A 13,781-nucleotide genomic window follows, 5' to 3' on the forward strand; every position below is an offset into this window, starting at 1 on the left:
GAACAGAATGGCGCGTCTCGAGACGAATGGCGGACCGGCGGGCGGCGAACAGCAGCCCTCGCCGCGCGGGAACGCTTCTGCCCAGAACAGGCTGCTGCAGAGCGTCGACCCGAGATACCTCGAGCATCTGCTCGCGGCCTATGAGGCCGATCCGTCCTCGGTCGGCCCGGCGTGGCGCGACTATTTCGCGAGCCTCGGCGCCGACGCCGCGCTCGCGGAGGCGGGCGCGGCGGCAGGTCCGTCTTGGGCGCGGCCGGGCTGGCCGGCGACGCCCGCGGACGATCTGGTCGCGGCTCTGGGCGGCGAGGCGCCGCGTGAGACGGCCAAGTCCATGGATGGCAAGCCCGCGGCCGGCAAGGGGGCGGCAGGCGATCATGCCCCTTCGGCGGAAGAGATTCAACGCGCCGCGCGCGACAGCGTGCGCGCGCTGATGATGATACGCGCCTATCGCATGCGCGGCCATTTGCACGCCAATCTCGATCCGCTCGGTCTCGAGCAGCGCCACGACCATGGCGAGCTGCATCCCGAGACCTATGGCTTCACCGATGAGGACTATGATCGCAAGATCTTCATCGATGGCGTGATGGGCATGAAATACGCCAGCGTCTTCGAGATGGTGGCGATTCTGCGCCGCACCTATTGCGGCCCCATCGGCTATGAGTTCATGCATATCTCCAATCCGGAGGAGAAGGCCTGGATTCAAGCGCGCATCGAGGGTCCCAAGAAGGAGATCGTCTTCACCGAGGAGGGCAAGAAGGCGATTCTACGCAAGCTGGTCGAGGCGGAAGGCTTCGAGAAGTTTCTGGACGTCAAATATACGGGCACGAAGCGTTTCGGCCTCGACGGCTCGGAAGCCATCATCCCGGCGCTGGAGCAGATCATCAAGCGCGGCGGCGCGCTCGGCGCCAAGGAAATCGTGCTCGGCATGGCGCATCGCGGCCGGCTGAACATTCTCTGCCAGGTGATGGCCAAGCCGCATCGCGCTCTGTTCCACGAGTTCAAGGGCGGCTCCTTCCTGCCGGATGAGGTCGAGGGCTCGGGCGACGTCAAATATCATCTCGGCGCATCGTCCGATCGCGAGTTCGACAATAACAAGGTGCATCTCTCGCTGACGGCCAATCCGTCGCATCTCGAGATCGTCGATCCCGTGGTGCTGGGCAAGGCGCGCGCCAAGCAGGATCAATATCGCTGCACGGAGACGGATCGGCGCGAGGTGATGCCGCTGCTCATTCACGGCGACGCGGCCTTCGCCGGCCAGGGCGTCGTCGCGGAATGCTTCGGCCTCTCCGGGCTCAAGGGCCATCGCACCGGCGGCTCGGTGCATTTCATCATCAATAATCAGATCGGCTTCACCACCTATCCGCGCTACTCGCGCTCCTCGCCCTATCCGTCCGATCTCGCCAAAATGGTCGAGGCGCCGATCTTCCATGTGAATGGCGACGATCCGGAGGCGGTCGTCTATGCTGCGCGCATAGCGACGGAGTTTCGGCAGCAGTTCCACAAGCCCGTCGTCATCGACATGTGGTGCTATCGCCGCTTCGGCCACAATGAGGGCGACGAGCCGGCCTTCACCCAGCCGCTGATGTACAAGAAAATCCGCGCGCATAAGACGACGCTCGAGCTCTATAGCGAGAAGCTGATCGCCGAAGGGGTGATGACGCGCGAGGAGGTCGACGCGGTCAAGAACGAATGGCGCCAGCGCCTCGAGCAGGAGATGGAGGCGTCGCAATCCTACAAGCCCAATAAGGCCGATTGGCTCGACGGGCGTTGGGCGGGCGTGAAGCCCGGCTATCAATCCTCCGAGGACGAGCGGCGCGGCAAGACCGGCGTGCCGGTGGAGAGCCTGCGCCGCATCGGCATGGAGCTGACCAAGGTTCCGCAGAGTTTCCACATTCACCGCACCATCCAGCGCTTCCTCGACGCGCGCCGCACGGCGATCTCGAGCGGCGCCGGCATAGATTGGGCGACGGCCGAGGCGCTGGCCTTCGGCTCGCTGCTGGCGGAAGGCTATAATGTCCGCCTCTCCGGCCAGGACAGCGAGCGCGGCACCTTCTCGCAGCGCCATTCCGTGCTGATCGATCAGGAGGACGAATCCCGCTATCTGCCGCTCGACCATGTCGGCGTGGGGCAGGGCCGTTACGAGGTCATCAATTCGATGCTCTCGGAAGAGGCGGTGCTCGGCTTCGAATATGGCTATTCGCTCGCCGAGCCGCGCTCGCTGGTTCTGTGGGAGGCGCAATTCGGCGATTTCGCCAATGGCGCGCAGGTGGTCTTCGATCAGTTCCTCTCCGCGGGCGAGCGCAAATGGCTGCGCATGTCCGGCCTCGTCTGCCTGCTGCCGCATGGCTATGAGGGGCAGGGGCCGGAGCATTCTTCCGCGCGGCTCGAGCGCTATCTGCAGCTCTGCGCGGAGGATAATCTGCAAGTCGCCAATTGCTCGACGCCGGCCAATTACTTCCACATTCTGCGTCGGCAGCTACATCGCGACATTCGCAAGCCGCTGGTGCTGATGACGCCGAAATCGCTGCTGCGCCACAAGCGCTGCGTCTCGCGTCTCGATGAGATGGGCGAGGGGACAATGTTCCATCGCTTCATCTCGGACGACGCCGAGCTGCAGCCGTCGGACAAGTTCCGGCTCGCGCCCGACGACAAGATCGCGCGCGTGATCCTGTGCTCCGGCAAGGTCTATTACGATCTGTTGGAGGAGCGCGAGTCGCGCGGCGTCAACGACGTCTATCTCCTGCGCGTCGAGCAGCTCTATCCCTTCCCGCTGAAGGGGCTGGTGACGATGATGTCGCGCTTCAAGCAGGCCGATATCTTCTGGTGCCAGGAGGAGCCCAAGAATATGGGCGCCTGGTCCTTCGTCGAGCCCTATCTGGAATGGGTGCTGACGCAAGTCGGCGGCAAGTCCAAACGCGCTCGCTACATCGGCCGGCCGGCTTCGGCCTCGACGGCGGCGGGCACTATGTCCAAGCATCAGGCGCAGCTGCGGGCCTTCCTCGACGAGGCTTTTGCGACGCGCATTTCTCTCGCGGCGGAGTGATCATGACGGAAATTCGCGTTCCGACCCTGGGCGAGTCGGTGAGCGAGGCGACGATCGGCCGCTGGTTCAAAAAGCCCGGCGACGCCGTCGCGGCGGATGAGGCGCTGGTCGAGCTCGAGACCGACAAGGTGACGCTAGAGGTGAACGCCCCCGCTGCTGGCGTGCTGACCGATGTCGTCGCCAAGGATGGCGAGACGGTCACGCCCGGCGCGCTGCTGGGGCAGATCGCCGAAGGCGCCACGGCCGCCGCGCCGCGTCCGGCTCCCGCCGCGCCCATCGTCGCGCCGCCGCCGGCCGCTCCGGCGCCCGCGCCTGTCGCCGCCGCGCCGGCCCGTCCGCCGGCGCCGTCCGCCGCCAAGATCGCGAAAGAGCAGGGCGTCGATCTCTCCGGAATCGTCGGCTCCGGCAAGCAGGGTCAGCTGCTGAAGGGCGATGTTCTCGCCCTCGCGGCGCGCCCCGCGCCCGCCGCGCCAGAGCCGGTGAGCGCCCCGCCGGCGCCGCGCCCGGCCGCCCCGCCGGCCGACGCCGAGCGCGAGGAGCGGGTGCGCATGTCGCGCCTGCGCCAGACCATCGCCAAGCGCCTGAAGGAAGCGCAATCCAACGCCGCCATGCTGACCACCTTCAACGAGGTCGACATGTCCGCGGTGATGGCGCTGCGCAATCGCTACAAGGATTTGTTCGAGAAGAAGCATCAGGTGAAGCTCGGCTTCATGGGCTTCTTCGTGAAGGCCTGCTGCAAGGCGCTGGAGGAAGTGCCGGCCGTCAACGCCGAGATCGACGGCGCCGACGTCATCTACAAGCATTATTGCCACATCGGCGTCGCCGTCGGCACGGACAAAGGCCTCGTCGTGCCGGTGGTGCGCGACGCCGACCGCATGAGCGTCGCCGAGATCGAGAAGGCGATCGGAGATTTCGGCAAGAAGGCGCGCGACGGCCGGCTCGATCTCGATGATCTGACCGGCGGCACTTTCACCATCTCCAATGGCGGTGTCTATGGCTCGCTGATGTCGACGCCCATTCTCAACGCGCCGCAATCCGGCATTTTGGGCATGCATAAGATCGAGGAGCGGCCGGTCGTCATCGCCGGCAAGATCGAGATTCGCCCGATGATGTATCTCGCTCTCTCCTATGACCACCGCATCGTCGATGGCAAAGAGGCCGTCACCTTCCTGGTGAGGGTCAAGGAGCAGCTCGAGGACCCCGCGCGCCTCGTCCTTGATTTGTGACGGTTTCGCGAAAAAATCTGGGACGGCGCCCTCAAAATCCGCCGTCCTGATGCACAGATATCTCCCGTGCTACGATTGTAGGCGTCCGCCGGGCGGGTCGATACGACCGCCGAGGAGTGTGAGATGGAAGTCAAGACCGCGACCGAGAGAAGAATTCCCCTGCTGACCCCCGAGCAATTCGCGCATCTGGGCGATGGAGCGATCGCCTATGTGCGGACGATGAGCTCGGAGGATGTCAAGCGGCTCTATCCTCAGGCCCCGGCCATAGAGCCCGGCCTGACGCTTTTCGCGCTGCTCGGCGCGGACGGCACGCCGATCGTCCTCGCCGACACGGAAGAGGGCGCCCTCGCCAACGCCTGGCAGCAGCAGCTGCAGACCGTCAGCCTCCATTGAGGCTGACGGGTGGACGAAAATCCGCTAAGCTCTGCTCGTGACGCGCTGCGGCGCGGCTCCTATGGTCGAGGCCAATGGAGGTTTTCATGAGCGATTCGCTGTTGGATCGAAACAAGATCATGATCGAGCCACAGACAGACGAAAGCGCGAAAGCGGGCGCGGCCGGCGACGGGCTGGAGCGGCTTTTTCGGCCGATCGTCGATTTCATCCGCTCGATGGCCGATGGAGTCGAGTCGATAAGACCGCTCGAGGACGATATTCGGACGATGTCGGCCCAGGCGCAAAGACTGTCGAAATCGATGCAGGATTATGGCTCGGAGCTGCGCGGTTACGGAGCCTGGGCGAAAAAGTTCTAACGTTTTTTTCAGTCGGTTTATTTTACGGAGCGGGCCGCTTTGTTCGGAGGCACGAAGGATACTCTGGCGCAGCTCGCGGCGCGGCTGGCGGAACTCTATAAGGAAATCGTGACGACGACGGTGCAGTTCGACGAGTTGCGTCGATACACCAAGGAATCGCTCGACGAATTCAAGCGCCTGCTCGAGCGGCAGAGCGACAAGATCGACCGCATAGAACGTGAGCGGATCACGGCCGAGGCCGAGCTGACGGCGAGAATCAGATTTCTGGAGGGGCGGTTGGATGTGTTGAGCGAAAAAGCGCTCCATATCGCCGTGGCGGACATAGCCGCGGGCTATGTGAAGCGCGGAGGCGACGGAGAAGCCGTCAAGCGGCTCACCGACGGGAGCTGACGGCGCCGAGATTGCTTCGCTCTTCCGGACTTTGTAGCGATTCCGAGGAGGGAACGGTATGGAAGAGCCGACACGCGAAATCTTCGCCGTTTGCCATGTGAATGATGTCGCAAAACGCCGGGCCGTCGGCTATGTGCTGGCCCGTGTCAATGACGAGGGCAAGACTGTGCCTTTCCCGGTCGTCATCGTGCGGCACGTCGGCAAATATTATGGCTATGTCAACCGCTGCCCGCACCAGGGCAGCCGGCTGGATTTCGAGCCGAAATCCTTCCTGGACCCGACGCAGCGCTTCCTGCTCTGCGGCAAGCATGGCGCGCAATTCGACATTCCGACCGGCGTCTGCAACGACGGTCCCTGCGTCGGCGCGCAGCTCGAGAAGGTCGAGGTGGTCATAGACGATAGCGAGGTCTGCCTCGCCGGCGTCACCATCGCCGAGGAGGACGGGCTCGATCGCGAGGAGAACGACGTCTATCCGGAGGTCGTCATCACCGCGGACTGAGTCGTCTCGTTCTGGACCTTTCTGCCCGGTCGGCGGCGGCATAGACTGCGCCGATCCGGAATCGTCCAGCGAGGAAACGATGAAGACCGCGCTCGCCATACGCCATGTCGCATTCGAGGATCTCGGCAGCTTCGCCGAGCCGATCGCCGCGGCGGGCTATTCGATCCGCTATGTCGAGGCGGGGATGCAGCCGATCCCCGCCGAGGCGGCCGACGCCGATCTCGTCATTGTGCTCGGCGGGCCGATCGGCGTCTATCAGACCGAGGAATATCCGTTTCTGTCGGATGAGGCCGCGCTGCTGCGCGCCCGGCTCGGGCGTGACGCGCCGACGCTCGGCATTTGTCTCGGCAGCCAGCTGATGGCGGCGGCGCTCGGCGCCCGCGTTTATCCGGGCGGCGCCGGCAAGGAGATCGGCTTCGCGTCGATAAGCCTGACGCAGGCCGGGCGCGACAGCGCGCTCGCCGCTCTGGTCGAGCCCGAGGCCGAAGTGCTGCATTGGCACGGCGACACTTTCGACCTGCCGGACGGCGCGGTTCTTCTGGCCTCTTCGGCGCTCTATGCGCATCAGGCCTTCGCCGTGGGGCGACGCGGCCTCGCTTTGCAGTTTCATCCAGAGGCGGAGAGGGACAGCCTCGAGCGCTGGTTCATCGGCCATACGGCCGAGCTTTCCGCCGCCGGCGTCTCCATCGCCGGCCTGCGCGCCGCTGCGGCGGCCAAAGCGCTGGGCCTTTCCGAGCGCAGCCGGCGCTTCATCGCGCATTGGCTCGCCGATATCGTCGAATAGCCGACAAAAAGGCGCGGTCCGCGGACGCCGGGAATGCGTCGGTGGACCGCGCGAGAGCGACGCCGTCGGGCCGAGACGACGTCGCTGCCTTTCAAGCAGAAATCAGCCGCGAACCGAGACCTTGCGGAACGGATTCTCGTGGTTCGTCAAGAAGGCGTGACCGAACTCGGTCTTGTTCCACTCGACGGACTCGGCCGGCAGGAATTTCAGCGCGGTGATGGTGATGGGGAAATCCTTGGTGGCGGAAACGCTCGCCAGCTTGATCTCCGTATTGCCGGGGCCGACCGAGAGATCGACGACGGCCGCGCCATCGGCCTTGGAAAGGCGCGCCCAGCCGGGCGTGCCGATGCCAGAGGCGACGACCGTGGCTTCGGCGAACAGCGGCGCGGCGGCGCCATCGGCGGCGTCCGGGCCGAAAGCGGGAGACTGGAACGTGAAGGTCGCCATCACCTCGCTGCGGGTGATCTTATGGTCCGGTCCGATCGGACGTCCCGTCGAATACAGAACCAATTTACCGCCATCGAGCGCCGCCTTGATATCGTCGAGCGTCGCCGAAGCGAAAGCCTCCGCCAGTCTCATATCGCTTTCTCCACTTTGCGAAATGCACGCCGCTTTTGCGACAAAAGCGACATGCGGGACAGGTTCTCATCCCGAGCGTCGCAATTGTCGTGCCGCGCGTCTCACAATTTCAGGAGATCATAAGTCTCAGCCGCCGAATAATTTCTCGAAAATGTTCTTCTCCTCCCGTGAAGGGCCGCGCCGGCGCGCCGGGGTCTGGTTCGGAATGTCGGCCGGCGGCAGCAGCGCCTCGACCCCATGGACCGAGCCGGTGGCGCTGTCGTCCTCCTCGTCGCGGGCCTGGCGGCGACGCGAGGGCTTTGGCGGCTCGGGCTCGGGATCGGAGGAGAAGAAATCGAGCAAGGGCGCGATCGGCGAGGCGCTCTCCGCCGTGGCGGGCGAGCGCCATGAGCCGGAGGGCAGCGCCGCGACCGGCACGCCCTGATGCGCGGCCTTCATGAAGCGGCTCCAGACCTCGACCGGCAGATTGCCGCCCGAGACCTTCTTCGTCGGCGAATTGTCGTCATTGCCGAGCCAGACGCCGGCGACCAGATGTGGCGTGTAACCGACAAACCAGGCGTCGCGGAAATCCTGGCTGGTGCCGGTCTTGCCGGCGGCGCGCCAGCCCGGCAGCTCCGCCTTGCGCGCCGTGCCGGTGGAGAGCGTCTCTTCCATCATCGTGTTCATCATCGCCACATATTGGGGCTCGATCACGCGGCCATTGCTGGAGCCCTTGCGGAAGTAGAGCTGCTTGCCGCCGGCTGTGCGCACCTTGACGATGATGTGCGGCTGCACCCCGACGCCGCCATTGGCGAAGGGCGCATAGGCCGTGACCAGCTCGAGCGGCGTCACCTCCGACGTGCCGAGCGATATGGAGGCGTTGGGCTGCAGCTCGGAGGCGACGCCGAGCCGATGCGCGGTCTTCACCACCGTTTTCGGCCCTACCTCGAGGCCGACGCGCACCGCCACCGTGTTGAGCGACAGCGCCAGCGCCTTGGTGAGCGTGACTGGGCCGAAATATTCGTGGCTGTAATTCTCCGGCTGCCAGCCTTTCACATTGATCGGCCCGTCCTCGCGCACCGTGTCCGGCGTGAGGCCGTGCTCGAGCCCGGCGAGATAGACGAAAGGCTTGAAGGCCGAGCCCGGCTGCCGCTTGGCGGAAACAGCGCGGTCGAACTGGCTCTCGGCGTAATTGCGGCCGCCGACCAGCGCGCGAATGGCGCCATTGGGATCGAGCGCCACCAGCGCGCCCTGGCTGACGCCGAATTTGTCGCCCTTCTTGTCCAGCTCTTCGGCGATCGACTTCTCGCCGACATCCTGGAGCTTACGATCCAGCGTCGTCGTCACGACAATGTCCTGGTCGATGGCGCCGATCGTGTCGTCGAGCATGTCCATCACATAATCGGCCGCGTAATTTATGGAGCCCGCGCCGCGCTCCCGATGCGCGACGGCCGGGCGGCCGAGGGCGAGCTTGGCCATCGCCTCGGTGATATGGCCTTCCTGCGCCATCGCAGTCACCACCTGCGCCGCGCGCTCGGTCGCCCCTTCCGGATTGCGGTCCGGCGCCAGCTTGCTCGGCGCCTTCATCAGGCCGGCGAGAACGGCCGCCTCGGCCAGCGTCACCTGGTTCGCGCCATGGCCGAAATAGCGCTGCGCCGCCGCCTCCACGCCATAGGCGCCGGAGCCGAAATAGACGCGGTTGAGGTAGAGCTCGAGAATCTGGTCCTTGGAATATTTATGCTCGAGCCAGAGGGCGAGGATCGCCTCCTGGATCTTGCGCGTGATGGTGCGCTCCTGGGTGAGGAACAAATTCTTGGCGAGCTGCTGGGTGAGCGTCGAGCCGCCCTGCATGCCGCCGCGGCCGGTGACATTGCGCGTCAGAGCGCGGGCGATGCCGATCGGATCGACGCCCCAATGCGAGTAGAAGCGCCGATCCTCTATGGCGACGAAGGCCTTGGGCAGATAGGGCGGCAGATCGCCGAGCCGCACCGCCGCCCCGCCGGTGTCGCCGCGATTGGCCAGCAATTCGCCGTTCGCCGCCAGAATGGCGATATTGGGCGGGCGCTTGGGCACCGCCAGAGTGTCGATCGGCGGCAGCTGCGCCGCATGATAGACAAAGACGCCGCCGACGCCGATCGCGCCCCAGATGGAGAGCACGGCGCCCCAATAGACCAGCCCGCCGAGGCCGAAGCCACCGCCCCGCTTGGACTTTTTCGGCTTGGCGGCGCGCGGCGGCGGAGCGTCGCCCGGATCGTCCTCCGGCGGCTGCGCGCTTTTGCCCGATGCGCTCGTGCCTTTGCGTTTGGGTTTCGCCATGCGATCCTCTCGCGGGTCGGCGCGAAGCTCGCCGTTCCCGTCGCCGTCGAAACGCGGTTCGCGGCGTTGTTTCTCGCGCGCCATAGGGGTCCGCCGCCTCGGGTTTCCTCTGCGCCGCGGCGCCATGCGCGCGGTCGACGCCGACACTAGCTGTAATGCTGTCGATTTAAGGGCCGGTTAAGCAAAGAAGGCGGGGGCGCCACGCTTCGCCGCAATAGGAACTTATGCACAGAGCGCCGTCGATCCTCCTGCAGGTCTTGCGCTATCCGTCGCGGCTTGCGAAAATCCCGCCCTTGGTATGAAAAACGCGGCACGGATCGAGCGCAATGAAAGTCACCATCGAGAGAGCGGCGCTGCTGCGCGCCCTCGGCCATGTTCACCGTGTGGTGGAGCGGCGCACGACAATTCCGATCCTCGCCAATGTGCTCATCGACGCCACGGCGGGCACGCTGATGCTCAAGGCGACCGATCTCGATCTCGAGATCACCGAGAAGGTCCCCGCCGACGTCGGCCAGCCGAGCGCCACCACTCTGCCGGCCCATACTCTTTATGATATTGTCCGCAAGCTGCCGGAGGGCGCGCAGGTCTCGATCGAGGGAACCGGCGAGCAGGGCCAGCTCACGCTGCGCTCGGGCCGCTCGCGCTTCAATCTGCAGAGCCTGCCGGAGAGCGATTTTCCCGATGTCACCTCGGGCGAGTTCTCGCACAGCTTCTCGCTTGCGCCGGCTGACCTCAAGAAGCTGATTTTAAAGACGCAATTCGCCATCTCCAGCGAGGAGACGCGCTATTATCTGAACGGCATCTTCCTGCATTCGACCGAGGTGGAAGGCCATCAGCTGCTGCGCGCCGTGGCGACGGATGGGCATCGTCTGGCGCGGGTCGAGCTGCCGGCGCCGGCCGGCTCGGCGGGAATGCCGGGCGTGATCCTGCCGCGCAAGGCGGTCGCCGAGGTGCTGCGCCTCGTCGAGGACGCCGAGGGCGCGGTGGCGATCGAGCTCTCCGCCAATAAGATGCGCTTCTCCTTCGGCGAGACCGTGCTGACGACCAAGCTCATCGACGGCACTTTCCCGGACTATGGCCGTGTCATTCCGGCCAATAACGACAAGCGCCTCACCGTCGAGCGCGGCGTGTTCCGCGAGGCGGTGGATCGCGTCTCCACCATTTCATCGGAGCGCGGCCGCGCGGTGAAGCTGGCGCTCTCGGAAGGAAAGCTGGTGCTTTCTGTCACCAATCCCGACCAGGGCTCGGCGGTGGAGGAGATCGAGGCCGATTACGACGGCCCGCCGATCGATATCGGCTTCAACTCCCGCTATCTGCTCGATATCGCCGATCAGCTCGACAGCGACACGGCGCTGTTCCGCCTCGCCGATCCCGGCTCGCCGACGCTGATCCAGGACCGCGACGGCGCGAGCGCGCTCTATGTGCTGATGCCGATGCGGGTGTGAGGTCCGCGCGGGCGGAGGGGAAGCGGCTCTCGACGGTTGCGAGATTTCAGGCGTTGTCCAGGCCGAGCTCGACGCGCTTCTTCCGTGGGAGCCCTCGCGAGACGATCGAATACGATTCGCGGATGTAGACGCGCAGCTCGGCGTCCGAGAGGCCCGGCTCCGCGAAATGCTGTATCCATTTCAAGCCGCGGGAGGCGAGATAGGGCGCGGGACGCAGGCCGGGTTGCTCCTTGAGCATCTCATAGGCGACGTCGCCGACCTTGAAGGTGAAGCGCGGCTGGCCTTCGTCCCAGCCGCCGATCGCGAAAACCTTCCCGCCGACCTTCCAGACATGCGAGCCGCCCCATTGCACCACATGGCTGGCCGCCGGCAATGCGCCGCAGAACGCGTTGTAATCGTCATATGTCATGTGCGCCGACTTTCTGGGGGCCTCGTCACTTCACCTCGAATTCCACCATCTCTATCGTCGTCGCGCCGGCGTTGCGCAGCGCGCGGGCGGGGCCGGCGTCGCGCCATTGGAAATCGCCCGGCTGCAAGGCCATGTTCTGCCCGGCGCCGGCGGCGTCCATCTCGATCAGCTCGCCGCCTTCCACCACGATCCGCACGCCGGCCGCGCTCTGCGTGAAGGCGGGTGTGGTCTCTCCCGGCTTCAGCGAGAGGCGCCAGCCGCGTAGGCGCTCATTGTCGATGATCTGCATAAAGCCGGCGGGACGCTCCGAGGGCGCACGGCCGAGCGGCGTCTTTTGCAAAAGTTCGAAGCCGACGATGCTCAGCGGCGCATCCCCGACATTTTCCGCTCTGTGAGTGAGGCTCTGTTTGGAAAAAGCCCCGAAGCCCACCGCGCCGCGGGGCCAACGGATCGACGTGGGCGCGGGGTCGCCCCAATTCTGGACGAGGGTCGGGCTCTCGCGCACCACCACATAGGCGAAATCGCGCGAATGCTCGTGATAGGGCGCGACGCGATGCGGCGGCAGCAGCACATTCAGCATGGCGACCGTCTCATTGCGGAAGGCCGGCACATGAAAGGGCGTCCGCTCCACGGGAAGGATTTGCCCCTGCGCCGCGCCGCCCGCATCGAGCGCCGCGGCCGGCGCGGCGGCGAGCGCCGCGACGAGCAGAAGGGAAAAAGAAAATGTCCGCGTCACGCGCGTCTCCTGATGAAAGCCCGAGCCTTGCCAAAGATAGGGCCGTGACGCAATCTCGCCGCGCAGGCCGGACCATGCGAGCGCCATGACATATCTCCTCACGCATTTCTGGGCCTGGGGCGTCTCGGCCTTCGCGGTCGGCGTTGCGACGGCGCTCTCTATAGCCCGGCGCTCCGAGCGTGGACCGGTCGCCGGCTGGCTGGTGTGGTTCGCCCTCGCTTTCGCCGCGGGCGCGCCGGTGGCGATGCTCGGGCTGCTGCCGGGACGCTCCGGCTTCTGGCTGGAGACGGCGCTGCTGCTGTTTCCCGCTTTTCTCCTCGGCGCGGTGGTCGGCGCGCTGATCGGGAGGCATTCGCTTCGGGATAATGAGGGCTGGGCGCTCGGTCTCATTCCTTTGGCGCTGATCTGGATCGCCGCCGGCTTTCTGGCCGGCCGCTCGATGGAGCAGGATTTGCGGCGCAAGGCGGCGAGCGCGATCGAGAAGATCGGCGGCGATCCCGCCTATCTCGACGTCGCCGGCCGCGATGTTCTGCTGCCGCGCAATGCGCCAAATCGCGCCGTGGCGGCGGAAGAGATCGCGCATATCCCCGGCGTGCGGGGAATCGCCGATGTGGACGCGCTCACCGGCGCGGCCGCCAAGAATTACGAGAACGCCGCCATTGCGCGGCGCGCGGCCCGAGAGGGCGAGCCGTCGCCGCTCGGGCCCGCGCCCGCGCCCAATGGCGTCGCCGGACCGGCGCAGAATGGCCAGCCGCGATCGTCCAATGGCGGCTCCGCCGTGGCGCCTAAGCCAACGCTCGAGCCGAAGGAGCAGGGGCGGGGAGGGGTGAAGCCCGCGCCTTCGACGCCATCCGCCGCCGCGCCGGAGCTGGCGCGGCCCTCCATATCCGCGCAGCCCTCCGAGCCTGCCGGCGCGGTGGAAGCCGGCAAGAAATATGAAGCCGGCAGAAAGGCGGAGACGGGCAAGCCTTCGGCGCCGGTCGAGCCGTCCGAATTCGCCAAGCCATCGGAGGTCGCCAACCCTTCGGAGGCCGCCAAGCCTTCGGAGGCCGCCAAGCCTTCGGAGGCCGCCAAGCCTTCGGATGGCGCCAAGCCTTCAGACCTTGCCAAGGCGCCCAATTTGCCGAAGCCGGCGGCAGGGGAGGAGCCGAGCGCCGCGGTTCCGGCCAGCGGCGAGCTGGACCTTCCCACTTGCCAGAAGGCGCTGAGCGCCGCTCTCGCCAGCGAGCCGGTGCGCTTCGCCAAGCATGGCGCTGGCGTGCGGCGCGGCGCGACCGGGGCGCTGGACAAGGCGGTCGGCCTGCTGCAGCGCTGCCCGCAGACCGAGGTCGATGTGCGCGTGCGGGCCGAGGGCGGCGATCGCGCCGCGCGGGAGAAGGCGCGCGACCGCGCCGCTCGCGTCGTCGATTATCTCAGCCGCATGGGCGTCGAGCGCGGGCGTCTCTCCGTCGCCGGCGAGAGCGGCAAGCCGGTCGCCAAGGGCGCGCCGGAGGGCGAAAGCGGGAGCGGCGTCGATTTCCTGCTGTCGCCGCGCCGATAGCGCTTTCCGATCGAACGGAATCGTTCGATCGATCAGAATTCGCTTCCAACGAAAGAATATAGAGCGCTATCCGATCCAATTGGGGA

General features: G+C 66.0%; 13 protein-coding genes. 9 read left to right on the forward strand and 4 right to left on the reverse strand.

The window, feature by feature from the left end:
* The first annotated feature begins 7 nt into the window (after window positions 1-7).
* From METLW3_RS0105940 to METLW3_RS0105970, 7 genes are all read left to right on the forward strand, one after another.
* On the forward strand, window positions 8-3,043 hold the full coding sequence (locus METLW3_RS0105940; protein ID WP_024879051.1) for a 2-oxoglutarate dehydrogenase E1 component: 3,036 nt from the start codon (window positions 8-10) through the stop codon (window positions 3,041-3,043).
* Window positions 3,044-3,045: 2 nt separating this feature from the next.
* A complete protein-coding gene (gene odhB / locus METLW3_RS0105945; RefSeq protein WP_024879052.1) occupies window positions 3,046-4,269 on the forward strand; it encodes a 2-oxoglutarate dehydrogenase complex dihydrolipoyllysine-residue succinyltransferase in 1,224 nt (407 codons plus the stop codon).
* 123 nt (window positions 4,270-4,392) lie between these two features.
* The gene (locus METLW3_RS0105950; RefSeq protein ID WP_018264521.1) at window positions 4,393-4,662 is read left to right on the forward strand and encodes a DUF1150 domain-containing protein; all 270 of its coding nucleotides are present in this window, start codon (window positions 4,393-4,395) and stop codon (window positions 4,660-4,662) included.
* Window positions 4,663-4,748: 86 nt separating this feature from the next.
* Window positions 4,749-5,018, forward strand: a complete 270-nt coding sequence (locus tag METLW3_RS0105955; RefSeq protein WP_134188029.1) for a hypothetical protein — start codon at window positions 4,749-4,751, stop codon at window positions 5,016-5,018.
* A 39-nt stretch (window positions 5,019-5,057) separates the two neighbouring features.
* Window positions 5,058-5,408 (forward strand): hypothetical protein, encoded by a 351-nt coding sequence (locus METLW3_RS0105960; RefSeq protein ID WP_024879054.1) that lies wholly within the window; start codon window positions 5,058-5,060, stop codon window positions 5,406-5,408.
* A gap of 58 nt (window positions 5,409-5,466) precedes the next feature.
* Window positions 5,467-5,907, forward strand: coding sequence for a Rieske (2Fe-2S) protein (locus METLW3_RS0105965; RefSeq protein WP_024879055.1), 441 nt, complete (start codon window positions 5,467-5,469; stop codon window positions 5,905-5,907).
* Between the two features lie 79 nt (window positions 5,908-5,986).
* Entirely contained in the window at window positions 5,987-6,691 is a 705-nt protein-coding gene (locus tag METLW3_RS0105970; RefSeq protein ID WP_024879056.1) for a glutamine amidotransferase, read from the forward strand.
* 102 nt (window positions 6,692-6,793) lie between these two features.
* Here METLW3_RS0105970 and METLW3_RS0105975 read toward each other — a convergent pair whose 3' ends face one another.
* Window positions 6,794-7,270 (reverse strand): hypothetical protein, encoded by a 477-nt coding sequence (locus METLW3_RS0105975; protein ID WP_024879057.1) that lies wholly within the window; start codon window positions 7,268-7,270, stop codon window positions 6,794-6,796.
* Window positions 7,271-7,396: 126 nt separating this feature from the next.
* Window positions 7,397-9,649, reverse strand: coding sequence for a penicillin-binding protein 1A (locus METLW3_RS0105980; protein ID WP_024879058.1), 2,253 nt, complete (start codon window positions 9,647-9,649; stop codon window positions 7,397-7,399).
* A 242-nt stretch (window positions 9,650-9,891) separates the two neighbouring features.
* On the opposite strand from METLW3_RS0105980, the gene dnaN reads away from it, so the two are divergent.
* Window positions 9,892-11,010: a DNA polymerase III subunit beta gene (gene dnaN, locus METLW3_RS0105985; protein WP_024879059.1), complete on the forward strand. Its 1,119-nt coding sequence runs from the start codon at window positions 9,892-9,894 to the stop codon at window positions 11,008-11,010.
* 46 nt (window positions 11,011-11,056) lie between these two features.
* Here the strand turns inward: dnaN and METLW3_RS0105990 are convergent, their stop codons facing one another.
* Window positions 11,057-11,419 (reverse strand): MmcQ/YjbR family DNA-binding protein, encoded by a 363-nt coding sequence (locus METLW3_RS0105990; RefSeq protein WP_024879060.1) that lies wholly within the window; start codon window positions 11,417-11,419, stop codon window positions 11,057-11,059.
* Window positions 11,420-11,444: 25 nt separating this feature from the next.
* Entirely contained in the window at window positions 11,445-12,242 is a 798-nt protein-coding gene (locus METLW3_RS0105995) for a hypothetical protein (RefSeq protein WP_024879061.1), read from the reverse strand.
* Here METLW3_RS0105995 and METLW3_RS0106000 point away from each other — a divergent pair.
* A complete protein-coding gene (locus METLW3_RS0106000) occupies window positions 12,241-13,695 on the forward strand; it encodes a hypothetical protein (protein WP_024879062.1) in 1,455 nt (484 codons plus the stop codon). The two genes, METLW3_RS0105995 and METLW3_RS0106000, sit on opposite strands and share 2 nt — an antisense overlap.
* Window positions 13,696-13,781 lie beyond the last annotated feature (86 nt).

The sequence above is a fragment of the Methylosinus sp. LW3 genome, from assembly GCF_000527115.1.
Classification (GTDB): Bacteria; Pseudomonadota; Alphaproteobacteria; order Rhizobiales; family Beijerinckiaceae; genus Methylosinus.